The following is a 21,755-nucleotide window of genomic DNA, read 5'->3' on the forward strand; positions in this document are numbered from 1 at the left end:
CCGATGCACCGTTCCCTGTGGATTAGACTTGTTTTGCAAGCTGGCAGTAGCCAGGGAGGCTGGGGAAGGGGAACCACCTGTCCAGTCGTTTTGTCGGGGGTTGTAGACCCAGACAAGTGGCGTGGGGCAGGAATGCCCAGCCGCGAGGTAAGGACTCCGTCCTGCTGACGGGAAGGGTGGCCCGCGCTCTGTCCGTAGGACGAGCGCCGGGAGGATGTCACGGTGCATGAAGGGTGGGATCCTCTGCACAAGCGTTCGTGAGGTTGGGTTCATGTCTTCCGTGCTGTGGCAAGCGATTGGGTATGCCTGTGGGATCTCGCTGGGGCTCCTAGGCTTGGTTGCCCTGGTCAACGTTCTTGTGGGGTGGCTGGATCGGCAGACCTCAGAGACTCCGGAGGAGCCGACCGAGTCGCCAGAACCCTGCAGCACAACGGAGGGATCCCCGTCGGCATGAGTGACAGGGTTCGCGTTCACGTCTGGGTACGGGGGCGGGTTCAGGGGGTGGGGTTTCGCGCCCACACCGAAGCCATGGCCCGCAATGCCGGTGTTGGCGGCTGGGTGCGCAACTTGCGGGATGGTCGCGTCGAGGCCGTTTTTGAAGGATCCCCTGCTGCGGTGGAGGCCATGCTGCGCTGGTGCCAACAGGGCAGCCCCGGTTCGGTTGTGGAGGCCATTGAGCAACGTTCCGAGCCGCCGGAAGGTCTACCCACTTTTGAGATTCGCCCTACCGTTTGAGGAAGTTTCGCTGTTCTGAGGATCTGCTTCAAGCTGGGCTGCTCCGGCCTCGTCCTGGGTTCTGGGCTGCCGTCCCCAGAAACTGTCTGTGAGCTGGGATCCCTGCAAGGTCACACTAGAATGGTTACACCGCCAGTTTTTCCTATCCCATGACTGTTGCTGCCCCCGCCAAAGTGCAATACGAAGCTGTGATTGGGCTGGAAGTTCACTGCCAGCTCAGCACTCGCTCCAAGATCTTCTCCAGCAGCGCGACAGCCTTTGGCGCTCCCCCCAACACCCAGATTGACCCCATCTGCATGGGCCTGCCCGGCACCCTGCCGGTGCTCAACGAAAAGGTGCTGGAGTACGCGGTCAAAGCGGGTTTGGCCTTGAATTGCACCATTGCCCCCTACAGCAAGTTCGACCGCAAGCAGTACTTTTACCCCGACTTGCCCAAAAACTACCAAATCTCCCAATACGACCTGCCGATTGCTACCCACGGCTGGATTGAGATCCAGCTCAGCGACGGTCGTACCAAGCGCATCGGCATCACCCGTCTGCACATGGAAGAAGATGCGGGCAAGCTGGTCCACGCTGGCAGCGACCGCCTATCGGGATCCAGCTACTCTTTGGTGGATTTCAACCGGGCGGGGGTTCCCCTCATCGAGATCGTCAGCGAGCCGGACATCCGCAGCGGGGAAGAGGCAGCCGAGTATGTGCAAGAGCTGCGCCGCATCCTGCGCTATGCCGGGCTGTGCGATGGCAACCTGCAGGAGGGATCCCTGCGCTGTGATGTGAACATCTCGGTGCGTCCGCTGGGATCCCAGACCTTTGGCACGAAGGTGGAAATTAAAAACATGAACTCCTTCAACGCCATCCAACGGGCCATCGAGTACGAATTCAACCGCCAGGTCAAGGTTGTGGAGGCGGGCGAGCGGATCGTGCAAGAGACCCGCCTTTGGGAAGAAAACAGCCAGCGCACCATCAGCATGCGCAAGAAAGAGGGATCCAGCGACTATCGCTATTTCCCCGAGCCCGATCTGCCGCCCATTCGCGTTACCGAAGAGCAAAAGGCCCGCTGGAGGGCAGAGCTGCCGGAATTGCCCGGTGTGAAGCGGCGACGTTATCAGGAGGTGTACGGCCTCTCGGTGTACGATGCCCGCTACCTCAGCGATGAACGCAACACCGCCGAATACTTTGAAGCCGTGATCGCCGCCGGTGCCGACCCGAAAGCAGCCGCCAACTGGATGATGAGCGACATCGCCAGCTACCTCAACACCCACAAGCTGGACTACCCCGACATTGCCCTGAAGCCGGAAACCCTGGCCGAGCTGATTGGCCTCATCGAGCAGGGCACCATTTCCAGCAAAATCGCCAAGGAGATCCTGCCGGAACTGCTGGAAAAAGGGGGATCGGCCCGCGCCCTGGTGGAAGCTAAGGGCATGACCCAAATCTCGGATAGCGCTCTGCTGGGGCAGATGATCGCCGAGGTGCTGGCAGAAAACCCCGAGCAACTGCAGCAGTATCGGGGGGGCAAAACCAAGCTCTTCGGCTACTTTGTCGGGCAATTGATGAAAAAAACTCAGGGACGGGCAGATCCAAAGCTGGCCAACGACCTGCTCAAGCAACACCTCGACGGCTAGCTCCAAGCATCTGTGAGGGAATAGCCCAACTCCTGCATCATGCGCCGCAGCAGGGGCAAGCTCAGCCCGATAACATTGCCGGGGCACCCCTCGATCCGCTCCACAAACAGGCTGCCGCGGCCATCGATGGCAAAACAGCCAGCACAATTGAGCGGCTCACCGGTGGCCACATAGGCGCGGATTTCCTCGTCGCTGGGCTTGGCAAAAAACACCCGCGTCACCGCATAGTGGGTGAGGCGACGGTTCTGCTTCGTGTCAATTAAGGCATGGCCTGTGTAGAGCTCTCCCACTTCGCCCCGCATTTGCCGCAAGCGCCGTTCCGCCTCTAGGGCATTGGGCGGCTTACCTAGGATCTCGCCATTTAGGTAGAGCACAGAGTCGGCCCCCACAACCAAGACGGGCTCCCGTTGCTGGGCCGCCACCACTTCGGCTTTCGCCGAGGCCAGCTTCTGCACCAGCTCCACCGGATTAGAGCTCTGGATTTGGCTTTCGTCGAAGTAGCTGGGTTGAACGCGATGGGGGATCCCGGCAGCCTTTAACAATTGGCGGCGGGCAGGGGATTGCGAGGCCAGTACGATAGGAGGCAACATCGACTCAACACCCAAAGCCTGGACGTTTGCTGGATGGAAGTTCGCTCCATGAGCTAGTTTCCATTAGCTTAGTTAGTGTGCGCCTGATGGGCGTTGAAAGGAAACTCTCTCGATATCTTCCCAGCTGGATCCCGTTTGTGACCACTGTACCCTCACAGGCCCCCACCCCAACTGATCTCGATCTTGCCCATTCTGGGATCCTCCAGCGCTATTGGGGGGATCAAGACACTCCGGAAAGCCGCTGGGTGAACTTGCTGGTGGCGGCGCTGGTTTTCTGTTCATCCACCTTCTTTGTGGTGGAAACCTATCCCGTTCCCCCTGAGGTGCGTCTTGGGCTGGAGCGGGTGGATCGCCTCATTCTCGGCCTGTTTGTGGTGGAATATCTGCTCCGCCTGGCGGCGGCCCCGCAAAAGCTGCGCTACGTCTTCAGCCTCTATTCACTCATCGATTTGCTGGCCATTTTGCCCTTTTTTGCCGGGCTAACCGATATTCGCTTCATCCGCCTCTTGCGCTGGTTTCGCATCCTGCGGCTGCTGCGCTTGGTGGAGGGCAAAACCCTGTTTGGGCAAGTGATCTCCGCCGATAGCCGCATTTTGCTGCGCATTTTCTTCACCCTCTTTGCCATTGTTTTCGTCTACTCTGGGCTGATCTACCAGGTAGAACATCCAGTGAATCCTGGCGCTTTTGCCACCTTTTTGGATGCTTTCTACTTTTCCGTCGTTACCATGACCACGGTGGGGTTTGGGGATCTCACCCCCACTTCTGAGCTGGGCCGGCTGCTGACAGTGTTGATGATCTTGACGGGCATAGCCCTGATCCCTTGGCAAGTGGGGGAGTTGATCAAGCAACTGGTAAAAAGCGGCAACTCGGTACAGTGGGCCTGCCCAGGCTGTGGCCTCTCCCAGCACGATGGGGATGCCCAATTCTGCAAGCGCTGCGGCACACTGCTCTATCCAAGGGATTGAGGCTGTTGGCCAATTTGGGGCAAAGACAGGATAGGCTAGGACGGGTTGCAGGAGGATCTGCGATGTTGGCCCACCCCGAGCTAACTATCCCCGGCAAGCTGAACGTGAAGGCGGGCGTGGCGATGCTGGTTGCCGCCATTGTCCTCGGCTGGATCCTCAGCCAAGTTCAGCCGTTGCCGCTCGCCCCCCAGGAGGCTTCGGGGATCCCTGCCGAGCCCCTCCTCTGGCAGGAGGTGCCCAAACAAAAGTACGCCTGGCACATTTGCTACGCCTTTTTGGGCAACATGGGGTTGATCAACATCGGCGGCGGACTGGCCCTGGTGGTGCTGGGATCCCGCTTTACGGCTGGGCAAATGCTCTCGCAAATTCTCCTGTTGGGGGGAATGCTGCACCCGGCTTCTTGGGCTTTGGTGGCCCTGACGGGGCTGGAAGGGTGGGGCTGGCTGGGTAATGCCGGAGCCGCAGCGGTGGCGGTGGTGGTGATGGTGTTGTTTGTTTACCTGGTCTTGGCCACCTGCCGTTCCCTACAAGCTGTCCGAAGGCTGACCCAATCCCGAACCTGCCGTTAGCCCCAGTTGGGGAAAGCTGAGAAATCGTTTAAGATCGTTAACGGCAACACTCTAAACAACCGGACGGTGCTCTGCATGGCGGTGCAAGAGGAGGTTTTTTTTGAGGGCGGCCCCCACAGTGGCGATTTGGTGTTGAACTCCTTCATTGGGGCTACACTTGTCGGCTTGCCTCTGTTTGTGGGGGCACTGGTGCGTAAGCTGTGGGTACACTATCGGATTACCAATCGTCGCATCACCGTGATTGGGGGATGGGGCGGCAAGGAGCGCTCAGATGTAATCTACGGCGAGATTGCCAAGGTGGTTATGGTGCCCCGTGGCTTGGGCGTGTGGGGAGACATGGTGCTCACCCTCAAGGACGGCAGTCGCCTGGAGATGCGGGCCTTGCCTCGCTTTCGGGAAATCTACAACTACATCAACGAGCGGATCGACGAGAAAGCCAAGCAGGTGAGCGGCCCAATTGGCAAAAAGCGCCGCTCTGCCAAGTCCTGACAGTGCCTGAGCCTTGGGGATCCCTTCCTGTGGCCTTTCCCCCTCTCCCGGGCCAGCATTCGCTTGGCCTGGGTGCCTGGCGTTGGTGCATGAGTACCTGATCTGGCCGGGGGGATCGGAAAAGGTTCTGCAGGAGCTGGTGGCCTTTGCCCCCCAGGCCCCCCTTTACGTCAGTCTCTTCTCGGCTCACACCCTGCCGCCGAGCTGGCAGGAGCTGACAATTCACACCTCTTTTTTGCAAGGCTGGGCCAAGTGGCTGGGGGTGTTGCGCCCTGACTACCACGCCCGCCTCAAGTATCTGCTGCCCTGGATGCCGTTGGCCTATGAGAGCTTCGACCTCTCCGGCTATGACTGTGTGATCTCCAGCAGCCACGCCTTTGCCAAAGGGATCCTGACGGGAGCCTCTACCCTGCACCTGAGCTACATCCACAGCCCCACCCGTTACCTCTGGGAGAACCGGGAGCTGTATCTGCAGCGAGAAGGGCTGGGGAGAAGCGGGCCTGTTGGCGCAATTGGCCAATGGCTGCTGCACCGCTTGCGCCAATGGGATTTTCTGGCAGCTCAACGTCCAGATCTGTTGATCGCCAACTCCCAGCACATTCGCCGCCGCATTGCCAAGCTCTATCGCCGCGAGGCTGTGGTCATTTATCCGCCCGTTCCGCTGCAGGGGTTTGAGCCGGTGGCGGATCCCAGCGCCGATTATGACCTGGTGGCAGGCCGACTGGTGCCCTACAAACGGGTGGATCTGGCGATTGCCGCCTGTGAACGGCTGGGTCGTCGGCTGCTGGTTGTGGGCGAAGGGCCGGAGCTGGCTCGGCTCAAGCGACTGGCGGGGCCGCAGGTGGAGTTTTTGCCCCATCAGCCCCCCGATCGTTTCCGGGAACTGCTAGCCAATTGCCGGCTGCTGCTGTTCCCCTGGGAGGAGGATTTTGGCCTAGTGGCAGTGGAGGCCCAGGCCTGCGGCCGCCCCGTGGTTGCCCTCAACCGGGGAGGTGCCCAAGAGACGGTCATCCACGGCCAAACCGGCATCCTCATTCCCGAGGCCAGTGTGGAAGCGCTGGTGGAAGGGCTGCGGCAGGCGGATCGACAGGAATGGGATCCGCAGCGGATTCGGGCCCATGCTCTGCAATTTGCCCCAGAGCGGTTTCATGCCCAGCTGGGAGCCCTGTTGCGCTGGGCTTGGCCTCGTTTTCAAGCTGGAGAACGGTTGGATCCCCGAGAATGGAGCGCTCAGTAGGGCCGCCGCTGCACAAAAGTCGGCAACTCAATCCGGTTGCGACTGCCCGTTTCCCCTCCTGCCCGTGAAGCGGCCAAAGCGGAGCGTTTCAGGAGCCTTTCTGTCCGTTGGCGCCAGCCGAGCGGGGCACTTTCTTCCCGCTCGTCCAGGGTGAGCGGCGGGATCCCTGGGATGGGTGTTCTCCAGGTGGTGGCCGGGGAAGGAGCAGACTCGTCAGCCGCGGCAGGAATCCGTTCCTGGGCCCGATGATTCGACCTGGGCTCGACAACCGCTGGCTGAGGGGAAGCGGAGGCCGACTGACGCAGTGTGGCCAGTTGCTCTTCCAGTTCTTGATTGCGCTGCTGCAGCAGGGCCACTTCCTTTTCTTGGGTTTGCGCGTAGGCGTGGGCCTGCACACACTCGGTTTTCAAAGCCATCACCTGCTGCTGCAACTTCTCGATTTGCTTTTGGCTGACCAGATGATGGGCCTCGGCCAGTTCTCGCCCCCGCCGGGCTGCTTCCAGGCTTTCTCGGGTGTCCTGCACCTGCTGCTGAACTTCCTGCCACTGGGCAAGGGTGGGACGCTGGGCCAACTCTTGCATGAGCTGATCCCGCTCGGCTCGCAAAGCACCAAGCTCGCGGGTCAAAGCCTGCACCTGCTCCTCCAGGGCAAGGATTCGCTGCGCCTGTGAGGACTCTGTTTCCCTGAGGTGGGCGGCCTGGGCTGCTTCCGCTTCCAGCTTGGCAATCTGTTGGGCTTGCTCGGCCTGCTGCCGCTGACTCTGCTGCAGCTCTTCCAGCAAGGTGGCCCGCTCGGCCTTGGCAAAAGAGGCCTGTTGGCGCAGATGATCCAGCTCCGCCTGCAAGCGTGCCCATTGCTCTGGGGTAGGACGCTCTTCCAGTTCGCGAATACGTTGCCGGGCGGTGTTCAGGTCAGCTTCCATGTGTGCCTTTTCGGTTTCCAGATGGGTCTTCAAACGCTGCCATTCGGCTTCCGCTTGGCGGTGGGCAGCCTCTAGCTCCGCCCGTAGGGTTTCCAGTTCTTGTGCAGAAGGTCGAGCAGCCAACTCTTGGATTTGCGCTTGCAATTGTGCTTTTTCCTCCTCTAGCTGCTGTACACGGAGCTGCAGTTGGGCTTGCAAAAGCTGCACCTGCGGCAACTTGACGGCGTATTCTCCCAATTGGTTGGCCTGCTGTTTCAGCTCCAGGAGCTCCTGCTGCAGTTGGTAAAATCGGGCCGGATCGACGCGCCGCTGCAATTCCGCCTTGAGGGTTTCAATTTCCGTCTGACTGGTTTGCAACTGCTGCTGCAGAATGTGGTAGTGCTCCAGCGTTGGACGGCGCTCCATTTCCCACAGGAGATTCTGCAGTTCTTCGATGTGCTGTTGCTGAAGCTGAAAAGCCTCTGGGGTAGGGCGCTGGGCCAGCCGCGCTTTCTCCTCTTGACACGCTTGCAAAGCTTGATCCCGCTCTTGAATCTGGGCCTGTGCTTCCAGCAGTTGATGTTCCAGGCGATGGATGCACTCAATCTGCTGCAATGACAGCGCTTCCGATTCGGCGAGGGATCGCTCTAGGTTGCGCACCCGCGCCCGCAAGGCTTTTAGCTCCTCTTCCCCTTCCATATCCAGGCTGCTCGACAGGTTATGGGCCTTACTGTAGCAGATGGTCTGGATGAAAATCCAGCTCGCCACTATATGTGGCGTGAATTTTTAGTTTTTCTCGAAAAGGACGCTAAGCCTGTTATCCCCACCCTCTATACTGAGAAGGTGAGTTTTCAGATGAACCCTGTGATGAAGCTGGGATCCAAACCTTGGGGATGGGTGCTGGGCCTGCTGGGTGTGGCCTTGGTCGGTTGTGGTGCCGATGCGCTGACGGCCAGTACTCCGCCGCCGCCTTTGATCACCAGCAGCGATATCCCTTCTGTGGTACATCGGAACGGCTTTTTGGAGCTGGGGGTTTCGGTATCGGTGCCGGGCCGGATCCCGGCGGAGCTGGCGTTTCAGGTGTCGTGGTCAGGGATCGAGGTGCAGACGCTATCGGCAGCCCAGGTGAATTGTGTGTCTGGAGAGGTGTTCTGTACAACCCGCTTCCGCATTCGCCCTCCCCTGAGCTTGGTGCCCGGCTCCTACCTGCTCAGCTTGCGGGTCTTCGACCGGTTGGGCCAAAGCGCTGTGGTGACCGGGACGGTGCTGCTCAGGGATCCCTGAGGTCGCCCTATCCTTGCCCAGCCTTGAGAAAGCGGTGCGGTTCCCGTTCCCATAAGCATTGCGTAGCAGTAGGTAGCAGTATGAGGTGCCGTAGGCATAGCACCTCTGCCCAAGCTTTGAATGGGTAAGGGATCCCTTCAGCGGGGGGGAAATACTTTTTGGCGAACGTCGTCGGCGAAAGCTTCCACCGCTTCTCGGATTGCCTGCCTCAAGTTGGTATAGGGCTTGGCAAAAGGGGGAATCCGCTCGCTCAGCCCCAGCAGGTCGTGGGTAACCAAAATCTGCCCATCGCAGGCCGGCCCGGCTCCAATGCCCAGGGTTGGGATCCCCACCTGGGCTGAGATTTGGGCAGCCAATTCCGCCGGCATGTGCTCCAGAACCAGGGCAAATGCCCCTGCTTGTTCCAGGCTGAGGGCCTCTTGTCGCAGACGCTCCGCCTCCGGAGTGGTTTTTCCCTGCTGGCGATAGCCTCCCAGTTGATGTTTGGCCTGCGGAGTGAGGCCGATATGACCCAAAACCGGGATCCCTCGCTGCACCAGAAAGGCCACCGTTTCCACCATGTCGGGGTAACCCCCTTCCAGCTTGACCCCGTTGACTCCTGCCTCCTTCATCAACCGCCCTGCCGAGAGGAGAGCTTGTTCTTTGTGGACTTGATAAGTCAAGAAGGGCAAGTCGGCCACCAAAAAGGCCCGTTCTACCCCGCGGCGCACCGCCTGGGCATGGTGGAGCATCTGTTCCAGCGTCAGGGGCAGGGTGCTGGCATACCCCAAGTGGGTCATGGCCAAGCTGTCGCCCACCAGGATCAAGTCGATCCCAGCCTGATCCAAAATCTGAGCGGTGGCGTAGTCGGCAGCCGTGAGGGCCACCAAAGGTTGACCCGCCTGTTTGGCCTGGCGAAAGTGGTGAATGGATAGAGCAGCCATATCCCTATGATCTCATCTGGGCGTTCCCGCCAGCGGTGCGGAGCACTTTCCCATCAACCGCATCCCGTGGGGGAAGCAAGCTTGGCTTTGAGGCTGGGAAGAAGCAGGAGACTCGGTTTGCCGTTAAGATGGTAAAGCCCCACAGCTGACTGGAAGGGTGACAGAGTGGTTGATTGTGACGCTCTCGAAAAGCGTTGTGACTGCAAGGTCACCGTGGGTTCGAATCCCACCCCTTCCGTTACCATGTAATCCGATAACGTACTGGCTATCGGACAGAGATGGGCTGTACTTGGAGGTGATGCTTAATGGGTCGAAGCTTTCGCCCAATCCCTTCAGGTCAGCGGTGCAGTTCCCCTGCCTTGGGCACAGCACTTTTGACACTTTTGAAGAATTGAAGGGGGCCACCCCTCAAGCGTGGACGGGTTTCTCAGCCTTTCTTTTGGGGTCTTATGCTCACCGCTCCTGCTCTCTCTGCCCAACTGCATCCGCTCATTCAGGGCTTATCTGAGGCAATCCTGAACGTTTGGGGATCTACCCTCACCCTAGCCCCCTATCCTCTGCCTGAAGATCTGGGCTACGTGGAAGGCCGCCTAGAGGGTGAGAAATTGCAAATTGAAAACCGCTGCTACCAAGGGGATCCCTTTCGCAAACTGCACCTGGAGCTGGCCCAGGCCGGGCAGAGCCTGGATATTCTCCATTGCGTTATGTTTCCGCAGCCGCAGTACCCGCTGCCGCTGTTCGGTTGCGACATTGTGGTCGGTCGCGGACAGGTGAGCGCCGCCATTGTCGATCTCTCGCCGGTGACCCCCAGCTTGCCCGATCTCTATATCCAGGAGCTGGAAGCGTTGGGATCCCATCTCGTCCCTTTCCAACACCGGCGCCGGTTGCCGGAGTGGGGCACGATTTTTTCTCCCTACTGTCTGTTCGTGCGTCCTGCCGACGAAGCAGAGGCCGAGCGCTTTTTACACTTTGCCTGCCGTTTCCTGGAAATTCACTGCCGGCTGGCGCAGCAGATCCCCCCACAGACGGATCCCGGCCAGATTTTGGCCCACTACCAGGGGCAGCAGCGCTATTGCAGCCAGCAACAGCAGAACGACCGCACCCGCCGCGTTTTGGAAAAAGCCTTCGGTCCCGCCTGGGCAGAGCGCTACATGAACACCGTCCTTTTCGATTTGCCTCCCAGTCCCGTGCAGATCTAGACGGGATCCCCTTGCAGCCGCTGCTGGATGCTCAAGGCCAATTTTTGCCCCAGGAACTCCGGCATGGCTGGAGTTGAATCCGGCCCCAGCAAGTAGAAAATAAAGCGCGTCTGCTTGCGGCGGAGCATCAAGTTGAGGTTAACAACGGTCAAATCCTCCTGCGCGAGGGCCGTCATCACCCGGTAAAACGCGCCCGGCTGGTTGTCCACATCCACCAGAAGTGTGGGCAAATGAAACACCGGGTCAAAATAAAAAGAAACCTGCACGTCTTTTAGTCCGGCCTTCAGATCAAACTCCAGCGCCAAGGTTTCATGAACGCGAAACACACCCGCCAGGCATTCGTGAATAGCCCGTTCTAGACTGAGCTTGGTTTGGGAAGATAGGCTGTGGCCATCGCGGGAGACGATGGTGCGGATAAACACCAGGTGAGGTGAGTAGATTTGCCCATAGAGATGGATGCCGTGCACCGAGAGATTAAAAGCGGTGAACACCCCAAACAGATCGCTGAGCAGGGAAGGTCGATTACGGTAGGCCAGACAGACCACCGTCTTGCGACCTTCGTCCTGCACCTGTACCACCGCCTTGCGGGTTTGGTAGAGGGCGTAGGCCAAGCGCAGATTTTGGGCCTGCACCTCGCTGCTGACAAACTGGCTGTAAAAAGGCGGAAAGCTCTGGTTAAAACGCCGCATCAGAGCGGATCGCGTCAGCGGGACGGAGTCCTTGCGGGTGCTGACTTTGAGCGGCTGAAGATCTTCATGGGCAGCCCTCTTCCGCGCTTCCCGATCCCCGGCAACTCCTAGAGAAGCCACCTTGGGCTGGGGAGTGCCCTGCTGTGCTGATTGCTCATCAGTTGACATCGACCTCGCCACCTGCGTTGCTCCTTCTCCATCGTTGCTCAGTACGCCCCAGCCAAACCCCATCTATCCGCAAAATCACTGAGGCTCGGAACGAATGTCAACGCTGCATCCAATTCTTGTTCAATGCTTTTGGACTTAATCTATCTCACAGGGCTGAGCTGGTCATCCAAAGAGCCGCTGAGGGTCATCCCCCAATTGGGGGGGCTCCCCCCCTTTTTTCGCTGCTGAACCGACGGCGTAAGCCTTCAAATCCTAGGATAGCCGGGATAGCTGGAGTAGGCTCTTAAAGCCTAAACTATGGATTGAGTAGAGTGCTGCAATTTTTGATATAAAGTGCCGCATTGAGTGCTGGCCGGCTGGGTGACATGAAGCGCTATCTTGTTGGCCATCACTTTGGTTTTTCCCTAGGTTTGTGAAGGGATCCCTGTGAGCAGAACTGTTGCCAATCCCACTCCGTTTTCGCCCGCACAAGCGCTGGACCCCGCTGGTGCTTGGTGGGATCTCAGTCTCATCGCCTCCCCTGCCCAAGAAGACCTGATCTTTTGGCGGCTGGAGAATTTTGGCTGTCGGGGCATGACCAGCCAAGCCTATGGCGAAGATCAGATTTGCATTCACGCCTATTTGCCTTGGCCTCACGTCAGCCTCTTGGATTTGGCAGCCCTCTCCCTGCGCCTGCAGCAAGATGCCCTCATTGCCGGTCAGCGGGTTCCGAAGCTGCGCTGGGAACGCATAGAGGCGGAAGATTGGAGCAGCAGTTGGAAGCAGCACTGGCAGCCCCAACCCATCGGGGATAAGTTGCTCATTTGTCCGGCCTGGCTGGAGCCGCCCCCTCACCCCGGTCGTCACCTGTTGCGGCTGGATCCCGGTATGGCCTTCGGCACGGGCACTCACCCCACCACGCAGCTCTGTCTGGAGTCGCTGGAGATGCGCCTGGAGGGCGGCGGGGGTGCCGAGGGAGTGACTGTGGCCGATGTGGGCTGTGGATCCGGGATTCTGTCGTTGGCGGCGGCCCTGCTGGGGGCGAAGCGGGTGTTTGCGGTGGACATCGACCCCCTGGCGGTGCAAGCCACGATGCACAACCGCGATCTCAACGGCCTGACGGATCGCATTGTGGTGGCTCAGGGCAGCCTGGAGCAGATTCCCGAAATGGTGGATGGGCTGGTGTGCAACATCCTGGCAGATGTGATCCTGGATATGATCCCGGAGTTTCGGCTGGTGGTGAAGGAGGGGGGATGGCTGATCCTCAGCGGCATCCTCATCGAGCAGGCCAAGTTGGTGGCGGAGATGCTGGAGGCCAACGAATGGGTGGTGGCAGCCCTCTGGCGACGGGGGGAATGGTGTTGTCTGAACGCACGCATGACCTGAACGCTTTGCCCCGATTGGCGATTGACCCGGCGCAGCGGGATCCCAGCGGTGTTCTCCATTTAACTGGTCTGCAACAGCACTACTTGCAGCGGGTGCGCCGCCTCAGGCCAGGGGATCTCTTTTTGGTTTTGGACGGCTCAGGCAAGCTGTGGGCGGCCCGTTGGCAAGCCCAGGGATCCCGAGTTGTGGGCGAGGTGGAGGTGCTGCCGCGGGAATTGCCTGTTTCTTTGCATCTGGGCTTGGCGGTGGTCAAAGGGCAGGGGTTTGACGAGGTGCTCCGCCAGGTTACCGAGCTGGGGGTGGCGCGCATTACTCCCCTGCTGACAGAGCGCACCGTGTTGGAACCGGGATCTGGGCGGCAGGAACGCTGGCAAAAAATTGTGCGGGAGGCCGCAGAACAATGTGAGCGGTTGCGCTGGCCTCAGGTTGATCCCCCTACCCCTTGGACAAGTTGGCTGGCGGAGCTACAAGCCGTTCGCGCTACTCGGACGGAGTCCTTTTGGTGGGGTATAGCCGTGGCTCGGCACAAAGCGCCCCCGCTGGTGCAAGCCCTGCCGAAGCTCAGGGATCCCGTCTTGGCCATAGCCATCGGCCCAGAGGGGGGCTGGACCGTTGCCGAACGTCGGCAAGCTGAGGAATATGGGGGGGTGTGCGTCTCCCTTGGCCCTACCATCTTGCGAGCTACCACCGCCGCTGTTGTTGCCACCAGCCAAATTGCCGCCACCTACTCCTGGTTGGACTCGAGCTTGGATCGGGGTCATTTGGCTCCGCTAGCGACGGGGAGTGTTGTCGCCGATAATCAATAACTAGGCCGTTTGCGTCAGCGGGACGGAGTCCTTTGACGAGAACAGCCATTGGCATAGCAGGCGGCCAGGCCCACCCCAGGGAGGGAGAACGAGAATGGAGATGATCCAGGCGGTGCGGGGCACCCGAGATATTCTGCCGCAGGAGGTGCGGCTCTGGCAGCAGGTGGAAGCCAGCGCCCGAGAGATCCTGGGACGGGCCAACTACCAAGAAATTCGCACCCCCATCCTGGAGTTGACGGAGCTCTTTGCCCGCAGCATTGGCAGTGCCACCGACGTGGTGGGCAAGGAGATGTACTCCTTCAGCACCCGTGGCGAGCAAGAGGTGAGCCTGCGCCCAGAGAACACAGCAGGTGTGGTGCGGGCCTACATCCAGCACGGGCTGCAAACGGCTGGAGATGTGCAACGCCTCTGGTATTGTGGGCCGATGTTTCGCTATGAGCGTCCCCAGGCGGGGCGGCAACGCCAGTTTCACCAGTTGGGGGTAGAGCTGCTGGGCAGCCGGGATCCCCGCGCCGATGCGGAAGTCATCGCCTTGGCCTGGGAGCTGTTGCAAGCGGTGGGGGCGGAGAACCTGAGCTTGCGGCTCAATTCCCTGGGGGATCCGCAGGACCGGCGGGCCTATCGCCAGGCCCTGGTGGACTACCTCACCCCCTTGCGGGAAAAGCTGGATCCCGACTCCCAAGAGCGCCTCACCCGCAACCCGCTGCGCATTCTGGATAGCAAGGATCCCCGCACCCGCGAGATTGCCGAGGGGGCCCCCAAGCTGCCGGATTACCTCGGCCCAGAATCGCGGGCTTTCTTCGAGCAGGTGCAAGCTCACCTGCAGATGTTGGATATTCCCTACCAGTTGGATCCCTACTTGGTGCGGGGCCTGGACTACTACACCGACACCGCCTTTGAGATCGTCTCACCTGACTTGGGATCCCAGAGTACCGTCTGTGGGGGCGGTCGCTACGACGGCTTGGTGGAAGAGCTGGGCGGGCCTTCAACCCCAGCGGTGGGCTGGGCCATCGGCATGGAGCGGCTGGTGCTGCTGTTGCAAAAGAAGCAAGGGGAGATCCCGCCAACATCGGTCGAGGTTTACGTGATCTCCCGTGGGGCGAAGGCTGAGGCCCAATCCCTCCGGATCGCTCAAGCGCTGCGCCGAGCCGGTTTCTGCACCGAGCTGGATCTGAGCGGCAGCGCCTTTGGCAAGCAGTTCAAACGGGCCAGCCGCAGCGGCGCAACTTGGGCTGTTGTGCTAGGGGATGCGGAAGCTGCAGCCGGAGAGGTACAGCTTAAGCACCTGCCTACAGGGCAACAGCAAACCCTTTTGCAAGCCGATCTGATTCAGTATCTGGCATGCCATTCGGGTCAGCAGTGCGGAGCACCTAAGGTGATGGAGCTATGTTAAATTTCTGGGTTCGGCGCGACGGCCAAGAAGACTGGCAGCCGGTACCAGCCGAGGGCGCAGTTCTGGAAGAAGATACCTACACCATTGTTGCCCGTTCGCCTCAGCCCCACTTCACCATCACGGTGGAAGTCCGGCAGCGTCCTCTGTCGTCGCAGAATCAGGGCCCTGACACCGCCCCGACTCCCCCACAAGTCCAAACCCGTTCTGTGCGCACCAACGATGAAGGGATCGGCATTATTTTGCCTGCCAGCCGCCTCACCCCTGGGTTTTGGGAATTGCACTGCCGAGATGCCGACTTGATCGCAGAACTGTTCGGTGAAACCGAGTTGGACAATTGTCTCCGTTTTCAGGTTGTGCCTGCCCCTCTGGAGCCGGAACGAGGGATCCCTGCCCCGGTGGCTGAAGAGGCCGGGTTTGAGCCCCCCCAGAAAAAAGAGGTCGCCATCCCGCCAGAGCTGTTTTCCCTAATGCACAGTGAATTGGAGGGATCCCCGGAGGAGGTGCTGGTGTTGACGGGGCGGATCGGCTGCAGCGGCGAGCTGCGGGTACAGGTTTGGCCAGAAGGGGAGGAGAGGCCGCTTTTCCAGGGACAACGGCAAATTCAACTCCCGGCGGGGGCGCGGACGGCGGTGTTCAGCATCCCCATCACCCTGCCCAGCCAAGTGTGGGCCCGTCCTTTACGGGGAGAACTGGCCCTTACTCCCTCCTCCTGGTGGGATCCAGAGCCGTCGCCTCAGACCCTGACCATCCCCTTTTCCATTCGCTGTCGCAGCCAAGAGGCAGGACTTCTTGGCGCAGGGATCCCCCTCCCGCAGCAGCAAGAGGAAGAGAGGCTGGCCGATGCTGCCAGTCCTGCCTCGACCGCAACCCTGCTCTCTCCCGAACGAACCTTGCAAAAGCTGCTGCGCATCTGGCAGCACAGTGCTCCTGCTGGAGGGGATCCCGGCTCGACTCAGCCGGCAGAGCCCTCTGCTAAGGCCGCACCCGAACCTAACCCCCAGCCTGCGGCGCCGATTTCCCCTCTTCCCTCACCCCCCCAAGCTGAGCCAATGGGCGAGGATGCCGCCCTGCCAGCCCCAGCAGGGAGCCCGGCCACCCCACCTCCGCCTGCATTCGCCCTGCCTGCCACCAGCAAGGACACCAAAAACTCGCCCCCGCCGCCAGAAGTGTGCCCGGCGCCACAACTGCTGGTGCCTGAGCAATTGCGAGCGGGCGACAATTTCGATGTGGTGCTGCGTTTGCCGGCCTTGGCCCCTGCCTCCGCCGCCGGCGCCGCCTCCCAGCCACCTTATTGGATCAAGTTTTGGGTCAAGCATGGCCGCACTCGCTCTTTGGTGGATGGCCCCCGTTGGTTGCTGGACTTCTCCCGTGACGAGCAGGGGCAGTGGCAAGCTTTAACCCGCATGACCATCCCTCCCGGAGTCCCTGAGCTGATCTTTGAAGCTTGGGCCGTCAGCCCGGATCGTCAGCAGCAGAGCGACCGAGTTACAGAGCACCGCTCTATCTTGCCTTAGGGATCCCTCGCTCTTGAGTCCTGTTTAGTCTTGGACGGAGCGCACCATCAGCACTGGGCAGCCGATGTGCACCCGCACATAGTCAGAGATGGAACGCCCCAACAGCCGATCCAAATCGGGAATGCTGCGGGCAATGGTAGGTCGGCGGTCAGGGGATCCCATCACCAGCAGATCGGCCTTGCTTTCTTCAGCCAGGCGGACAATCTCCGTAGCCGGATCCCCGACAGCCGTCAACACCTGGTGGCCGATTTGCCGGTTTTTGAGGATGTCGATTGCCCGATCTAGGGCCTCATCTCTACCTGGGTTGTCGGCATCCAACTGCACAGAGGCCAGGAAGATCTGGGCCCCTTGAATGCCGGAGATCAAGTCAAGGGCAGTGGCAAAGGCGGCCTGGGCAGCGGGGGAGTTGTTGAGGGCCACCATGACATGGCTGGGGTATTTGACGTAGGCGTCGTCTTTGACTAGCAGCATTGGGCAGGAGGCGAGCTGGAACACATATTGGCTCACCGAGTTCTGCAAAATGGCCATGATGCGGTTGCGCCCCCGGGATCCCATCACAATCAGCGGATTGGGCAGGGACTCGGCCACCTGCAGCACCACCACCTTGGGATCCCCTTCCACCAGTTGCGTGCTGATCTTTAGCCCTGGGCGGGGGGGGAAAGTCTGCAGGGTTTGGGCCAGCAGTTCCTGCCCCTTTTGCCAGGCAGCCCGCATCTCCTCGGCAGAGGTCTGGGAAGGCACCGCATGCAGCAATGTCACGTGGCACTGGGCAAAGGCCGGCAGAGACAGAAGGGTATGCACCATTTGCTCAGTGGGGCCGCTGCCATCGATGGCGGCAATGAGGTTCTCAAATCGAGACATGGGATCCGTTCTCCGGGCCGTAGTTTGCCAAGACTCATCCTAGATCTGCCCCTGCGGATCCCTGTTACCGTAGGGGATGTCCTGCAACATTTTGTTGGGTTTTAGTAACTTAGCCACACATAGCCGGTAAAGCCGCCGCCGGCATTGGTGTTGCGACCGGCCAGGAACTGAAACCCCCCCAAGCCCAGCGTTAACCCTCCCTCCAGCCGCCAGTTGAGCTGGCCCGAAAGCTTGAGGTTGTCGTAGTCGGGATCCTGAACCGCCAAATCTCCGAACAGCAAAGGTGCACCGTTGCCCAAGGTAAAATCTCCATCCAAAGCCAGGATGGCCTGCAGCTCAGGAGTCAAATCGGCCCCAAGGGTTAAGTTGGCCTTGAGGCGATCGCCGGGATAGCCCAGGTAGTCCCGGAACGTGAGGCAGGAGTCGAAAAAGGCAGGCAGGGATCCCAACTGGGTATTGGCTGCCGCCCCAACTTTGAGATCATAGCCGAAGACGCCGTACCCCAAGGGCAGGGGAATGTCTTGGGTGGCATATCCGGGCGGGATCAAGGCCGTTAGCTGAGCCGAGAAGAAGGGATCCCCGTTCCCCCAAGTATGGCGCAGGCCCAGTTCCAGATCCCGCAGGCCCTGGTTGCGCTGGGTAACGGTGTCAGCCCCGCTGGCAAAGCGATTTTCGATGAAAACGTAGCTGGTGTTGAGGTTGAGAGTGAGCTGATCGCTAAGGCCAGTCTCGGCGAAAAGGTTGAGGCGGGTTTCTCCGTACTCCGAAAGGGCCGGCTGCAGGCGTCCCCCCTGATCAAAGCGGGTGCGAGGCCGATAGACCTCCGGCTGCAGCGAAAAAAAAGTCTTGCCGGCACCGCGGGGAAAACCGCATCCTGCCCAGGCCGGCAGCTCCGGCGGCATTGTGCTGACCACCAGACTCACCAGCAGGCTTGCCCTTAGAAATCTCAGCTTCTCCATGGCAGGGATCCCGGCAGCTTCAGGGGGATTGTATCCCCAGGATTAAGCTCTGGGCCAAGATCCGGGACAAAACCGGCTTTGGAACGACTGCTAACTATGAGGTGGCAGCCGGTAGGCCCACCTGTGCCCGGAATTGGCGAGCGGCGGTCAGCGCTCCGAAGGGATCCCCCTTATACAGGCCGTAGTGCATCAAGGACAGGTGCCGCAGCCCCAGTTGAGACACTTCCCGCAGCCACTCCGGCTGGCTCATGAGCTGAAAGTCTGTATGGACGGTGTCGGCCCGTCCGCCACTGGGGTGCTTGTCTTTGATGGAGGGCTCGTAGTGGGCCAACATCAGGTTGGAGTGGATAGGGGAAAACAGGCGGCAACAGAGGCGGATTTGCTCTGGGTTGCCGGGATCCGGGCCGTTCAGCTCTGGGTTAAACTCCCCTGGCCGCCGCTGGCGCATCGACTGGAAGGCGATCCCGTCCATCCGGCTCAGGGTCTCGGCAAAGGGCTCCACCATGCTGCGGCCTGCCCCCCGGGAAGGGTCGTCAAAGGTGGCAATCCAGCCCCCCCAGCACAGGGCTACTTCGGCTGCCGGCAGCCGCTCCTTGATGGCTTGGCGGGCTGTGAGGACATTGCGCATTAGGGCTTGGTAGTAGAAAGCAGTGTCGGCGTTGTAGGTATCTGCTGGGATCCGCCAATAGGAAAACTCCGTGGCCAGGCTCCAATAGGTAGGGCGGCCTTGGGGGTTGGCTTGAGCGATATAGCCGGCCAATTCGGCTACATCCTGGACAAACTGCTTGGAGATGTGGTAATCGCCGCAGGGGCGGTGGGTGTCGTCTTCCCAGGTGATGATGTGGAGGGTATAGCCCCGCTCAAACCACTGCCGCAAAAGCCCGGCCTGGTGCCAGTTGCGCCAAAAGGAGAGATCCCCCTGGCGGTGATCAAAGCTGTTCAGCCAGCCGCTCAGGAAATGGGGATCCCACCCCTGCGCCACTGCCGCCACCTGCGGATCCGACTCGATTTCCCAGAGGAAGCGACCGGGATCCTCGCCAATGCCCACCTGCCAGCGGGCCAGCAGCTCTGACAAGTTCATGCTTCCCGTCTCGGCATTTTCCGGGCTGCGACTCCCCTGCTGACTCAAAAACTCCTGGCCACAGCCGGCAACCCCATAGGCAGCCAGCAGCGCTCCGCCCGCTTGCAGCACCTGTCGCCGCTGCCAGGATCGTCTCCTTTTCATCTCCTCTCCTCCTGCGGTTCCTCTTGGTGTTGGCGAGCCCACAGCTGCACTTGGGGGGAGCTATAAACCTCCCTGAAGCCCGGCAGCCCCTCAAAATTGAGCTCAGGCCAAAATTGCAGGATGCGATCGGCGCTCTGCAAGGGATCCGCCAGCCCCGCTACCAAGAGGTAGTCCACCCTTTCCTGGGGATGCTGAAGGGCCAGGGCAAACTCGTACTGGTGAGGAGTAAGGAAAGAGCGGGGATCCCTTGCCCAAAAGATAGCCTCAAAGTGGATGTCGTCGTCCACCAGCACTTTTTGTCCGGGCAACAGGTGGCGATAGAGATACTGCCCAACCTGGCGCTTTTCCTGCCGCAGCCTCCGCCAGTCTTCTAGGGCTTGCCCAGCAGAGGTTACTTCATACAGGTTTTGGGCAGCTTCCAACTCGCCACTAAGGGGCACTAACCCTGCCACCAGCCGTTCCCAGAGATCCCGCTCCTCGGCCACCAGGGGCATGAGGAAACCCGGCTCTTGGCTCACCCCATAACCGGCAGTGAGGCAGTTCAACCCCAAGAGGGCAGTGATCAACAGGCGCTTAGCCCAGCCGGGGCCGGCTCCGCGACACAAGTAGGCGCCCATCAGCAAAGGCAGCGGCACCCAGAAAAGGCCAAAGCGGCTCAGCTCCCGCAAAAACAGCCCCTGCCCTAGAGAAGCCAGCAGGATGACCAGCGGCATCCCCCAGACCAGAGCCCATACCCAGCGACCCGGGCCTCGGCCCAGCAGGGATCCCAGCCCCAACAGCAGATAGGCAGGGGCCAGCACCGCCAGCCATTTCCCAGCCTCCAGCACCCCCCGCCAGCCACCCGCCTGCTGCAAGTCTTCCCGCAATTGCGGCAGCCGCAGACCGCTGCCCACCTGGTAGGTGAAAGCCCAGGGATCCCCTACCGACAGCCAGTTCACGTACAGCCAGCTCAACATCAGGGCCAGGCTGATAAACCCTGCCACCAGCAGCGAAGCCAGCCGAAAACCCCAGGACTGTTTGCGAAAAGCCAACAGCAGCACCCCTGCCACCCAGGGCAGCAGCCACCCACTTTCCCAACGCAGCACCATCAGAGGCCCCAGCGCCAGCCCAATGAGCAGTAGCCGTAGCGCAATGGGCAGCTCGCCAGAATCCGCCCCAGTCTCTGCCCTGGCCTGCTCCTCTTTACTCAAGGGAAACAGCAGGGCCATGTTCACCCCCACCAACCCTGCTGTGGCTGTCCAAACAGGGCTGCGCAGCAGCATCAAGATCAAAGTCGGCTGCACCACCATCAACAAACCCCACAGCCAGCGCCATCCCACTTCCACCGGCAAGCCGCGCAACTGCCGCCACGTCCAGCCCAGCAGCAAAGAGCCCAAGATGGTCTGCAGCAACAGCGGGGATCGTCCCAGAATGGCCGTAGCCAGCACCAGCGAAGGGGGAAAAGTGGTGCCCACGACGGGCAGGCGGGGATCCGGCCCCAAGGCCGCTACGGATCCCTTATAGCCAAGAAACTGCATCTCCAAGCTCACCCAGCTCCAGCCTTCCTTCAAACCCCACAGAAGGCTAGCCAGCAGCAGAAACAGGATCCCGGTAGACCCGAAGAGCCGCAAGAAAGCCCTGAGCCTGTTGAGAAACATGGGTTACTTCAGTAGCTTCAAGAATTTAGAATTAATTGGAGATTAATTGGAGGGTAACTGGTTAAATCGCCAATCGAGCCTCAAGAGCTATTTAGTGTTAATGAGAACATGTCTCAAGTAGGGCGTGGGGATGGGCTGACGTGTCTAGGCACTGGACACAGGGATAGACTAGCATTCCCTGTCTTGAGAGTCTTTTTCTACGAGTTTTGGCGTAGGCCAATTCAGCCATATTGTCGATGAGGAGGTCTCGGATTCTGAGAGAGGATGGGGACGACTTTGCAAGGACATGATCTTATGTTGCAGGCTGTGCGGGACGTGAATGAAGCAGCAGTTCCAGCGCTTGAGCTAGTGCCCTCTCAAGCAGAGACCCGTCCCTGGGGATCCTTCTGGGTTTTGGATGAAGGCCCGATGTACAAGATCAAGCGCATCGAGGTGAAGCCCGGCCATCGGCTCAGCCTGCAGATGCACTACCACCGCAGCGAGCACTGGATCGTGGTCAGGGGCACAGCGAAGGTTACCCGTGGAGAAGAGGTGATGCTGCTGAGCTCCAACGAGTCCACCTACATTCCCCCCTGCACCAAGCACCGCCTGGAAAACCCCGGCACCCTTCCCTTGGTGTTGAT

General features: G+C 60.3%; 22 protein-coding genes and 1 tRNA gene. 15 read left to right on the forward strand and 8 right to left on the reverse strand.

From position 1 onward, the window contains the following. Positions 1–271: 271 nt before the first annotated feature. The 3 genes from NW839_RS09045 to gatB all read left to right on the forward strand — a co-directional run bounded on the left by NW839_RS09045 (position 272) and on the right by gatB (position 2,357). Entirely contained in the window at positions 272–454 is a 183-nt protein-coding gene (locus NW839_RS09045; protein ID WP_041436250.1) for a hypothetical protein, read from the forward strand. Then, entirely contained in the window at positions 451–735 is a 285-nt protein-coding gene (locus NW839_RS09050; RefSeq protein ID WP_414351467.1) for an acylphosphatase, read from the forward strand. The genes NW839_RS09045 and NW839_RS09050 overlap by 4 nt, the downstream gene beginning before the upstream one ends. Before the next feature lie 149 nt (positions 736–884). Then, a complete protein-coding gene (gene gatB, locus NW839_RS09055) occupies positions 885–2,357 on the forward strand; it encodes an Asp-tRNA(Asn)/Glu-tRNA(Gln) amidotransferase subunit GatB (RefSeq protein WP_414351470.1) in 1,473 nt (490 codons plus the stop codon). On the opposite strand, the gene NW839_RS09060 is transcribed toward gatB, so the two are convergent. Next, a complete protein-coding gene (locus tag NW839_RS09060) occupies positions 2,354–2,947 on the reverse strand; it encodes a Maf family protein (RefSeq protein ID WP_414351473.1) in 594 nt (197 codons plus the stop codon). The genes gatB and NW839_RS09060 overlap by 4 nt on opposite strands. 137 nt (positions 2,948–3,084) lie before the next feature. Here NW839_RS09060 and NW839_RS09065 point away from each other — a divergent pair, with 137 nt between their 5' ends. The 4 genes from NW839_RS09065 to NW839_RS09080 all read left to right on the forward strand — a co-directional run bounded on the left by NW839_RS09065 (position 3,085) and on the right by NW839_RS09080 (position 6,207). Next, positions 3,085–3,912 (forward strand): ion transporter, encoded by an 828-nt coding sequence (locus NW839_RS09065; RefSeq protein ID WP_414351475.1) that lies wholly within the window; start codon positions 3,085–3,087, stop codon positions 3,910–3,912. A 62-nt stretch (positions 3,913–3,974) separates the two neighbouring features. Beyond that, positions 3,975–4,481 (forward strand): hypothetical protein, encoded by a 507-nt coding sequence (locus NW839_RS09070; RefSeq protein WP_011432348.1) that lies wholly within the window; start codon positions 3,975–3,977, stop codon positions 4,479–4,481. 75 nt (positions 4,482–4,556) lie between these two features. Next, on the forward strand, positions 4,557–4,970 hold the full coding sequence (locus tag NW839_RS09075) for a PH domain-containing protein (protein WP_011432347.1): 414 nt from the start codon (positions 4,557–4,559) through the stop codon (positions 4,968–4,970). 85 nt (positions 4,971–5,055) lie between these two features. After that, complete coding sequence (locus NW839_RS09080) at positions 5,056–6,207, forward strand: glycosyltransferase (RefSeq protein WP_414351499.1); 1,152 nt, start codon at positions 5,056–5,058, stop codon at positions 6,205–6,207. Here the strand turns inward: NW839_RS09080 and NW839_RS09085 are convergent. Continuing rightward, complete coding sequence (locus NW839_RS09085; RefSeq protein ID WP_414380591.1) at positions 6,201–7,808, reverse strand: hypothetical protein; 1,608 nt, start codon at positions 7,806–7,808, stop codon at positions 6,201–6,203. The two genes, NW839_RS09080 and NW839_RS09085, sit on opposite strands and share 7 nt — an antisense overlap. A 156-nt stretch (positions 7,809–7,964) precedes the next feature. Between NW839_RS09085 and NW839_RS09090 the strand changes: the two genes are divergently transcribed. Next, on the forward strand, positions 7,965–8,393 hold the full coding sequence (locus tag NW839_RS09090; RefSeq protein ID WP_414351480.1) for a hypothetical protein: 429 nt from the start codon (positions 7,965–7,967) through the stop codon (positions 8,391–8,393). A gap of 137 nt (positions 8,394–8,530) precedes the next feature. Here the strand turns inward: NW839_RS09090 and panB are convergent, their stop codons facing one another. After that, positions 8,531–9,316, reverse strand: coding sequence for a 3-methyl-2-oxobutanoate hydroxymethyltransferase (gene panB, locus NW839_RS09095; protein ID WP_414351483.1), 786 nt, complete (start codon positions 9,314–9,316; stop codon positions 8,531–8,533). Between the two features lie 151 nt (positions 9,317–9,467). Here panB and NW839_RS09100 point away from each other — a divergent pair. Both NW839_RS09100 and NW839_RS09105 read left to right on the forward strand, forming a co-directional pair. Further along, positions 9,468–9,554, forward strand: a tRNA-Ser gene (locus NW839_RS09100). Positions 9,555–9,765: 211 nt separating this feature from the next. After that, a complete protein-coding gene (locus tag NW839_RS09105) occupies positions 9,766–10,515 on the forward strand; it encodes a phycocyanobilin:ferredoxin oxidoreductase (protein ID WP_414351485.1) in 750 nt (249 codons plus the stop codon). On the opposite strand, the gene NW839_RS09110 is transcribed toward NW839_RS09105, so the two are convergent. Then, the gene (locus NW839_RS09110) at positions 10,512–11,372 is read right to left on the reverse strand and encodes a hypothetical protein (RefSeq protein WP_414351487.1); all 861 of its coding nucleotides are present in this window, start codon (positions 11,370–11,372) and stop codon (positions 10,512–10,514) included. The two genes, NW839_RS09105 and NW839_RS09110, sit on opposite strands and share 4 nt — an antisense overlap. Before the next feature lie 474 nt (positions 11,373–11,846). On the opposite strand from NW839_RS09110, the gene prmA reads away from it, so the two are divergent. The 4 genes from prmA to NW839_RS09130 all read left to right on the forward strand — a co-directional run bounded on the left by prmA (position 11,847) and on the right by NW839_RS09130 (position 16,450). Beyond that, positions 11,847–12,737, forward strand: a complete 891-nt coding sequence (gene prmA, locus NW839_RS09115) for a 50S ribosomal protein L11 methyltransferase (RefSeq protein WP_414351501.1) — start codon at positions 11,847–11,849, stop codon at positions 12,735–12,737. Beyond that, complete coding sequence (locus NW839_RS09120) at positions 12,707–13,543, forward strand: 16S rRNA (uracil(1498)-N(3))-methyltransferase (protein WP_414351504.1); 837 nt, start codon at positions 12,707–12,709, stop codon at positions 13,541–13,543. The genes prmA and NW839_RS09120 overlap by 31 nt, the downstream gene beginning before the upstream one ends. A gap of 94 nt (positions 13,544–13,637) precedes the next feature. Continuing rightward, entirely contained in the window at positions 13,638–14,936 is a 1,299-nt protein-coding gene (gene hisS, locus NW839_RS09125) for a histidine--tRNA ligase (RefSeq protein WP_414351489.1), read from the forward strand. After that, entirely contained in the window at positions 14,930–16,450 is a 1,521-nt protein-coding gene (locus NW839_RS09130) for a hypothetical protein (protein ID WP_414351491.1), read from the forward strand. Before hisS ends, NW839_RS09130 begins: the two co-directional genes overlap by 7 nt. 24 nt (positions 16,451–16,474) lie before the next feature. Here NW839_RS09130 and NW839_RS09135 read toward each other — a convergent pair whose 3' ends face one another. The 4 genes from NW839_RS09135 to NW839_RS09150 all read right to left on the reverse strand — a co-directional run bounded on the left by NW839_RS09135 (position 16,475) and on the right by NW839_RS09150 (position 21,132). After that, entirely contained in the window at positions 16,475–17,311 is an 837-nt protein-coding gene (locus NW839_RS09135; RefSeq protein WP_414351493.1) for a universal stress protein, read from the reverse strand. Between the two features lie 101 nt (positions 17,312–17,412). Then, positions 17,413–18,270, reverse strand: coding sequence for a hypothetical protein (locus NW839_RS09140; protein WP_414351494.1), 858 nt, complete (start codon positions 18,268–18,270; stop codon positions 17,413–17,415). 94 nt (positions 18,271–18,364) lie between these two features. Beyond that, entirely contained in the window at positions 18,365–19,495 is a 1,131-nt protein-coding gene (locus NW839_RS09145; protein WP_414344739.1) for a hypothetical protein, read from the reverse strand. Further along, positions 19,492–21,132: a hypothetical protein gene (locus NW839_RS09150; RefSeq protein WP_414351495.1), complete on the reverse strand. Its 1,641-nt coding sequence runs from the start codon at positions 21,130–21,132 to the stop codon at positions 19,492–19,494. Before NW839_RS09150 ends, NW839_RS09145 begins: the two co-directional genes overlap by 4 nt. A gap of 294 nt (positions 21,133–21,426) precedes the next feature. Between NW839_RS09150 and NW839_RS09155 the strand changes: the two genes are divergently transcribed. Continuing rightward, positions 21,427–21,755: phosphomannose isomerase type II C-terminal cupin domain (locus tag NW839_RS09155; RefSeq protein ID WP_414380593.1), on the forward strand; the 329-nt coding region annotated here is incomplete at its 3' end.

This window comes from Synechococcus sp. R5-15, from assembly GCF_047462035.1.
GTDB lineage: Bacteria > Cyanobacteriota > Cyanobacteriia > Thermostichales > Thermostichaceae > Thermostichus.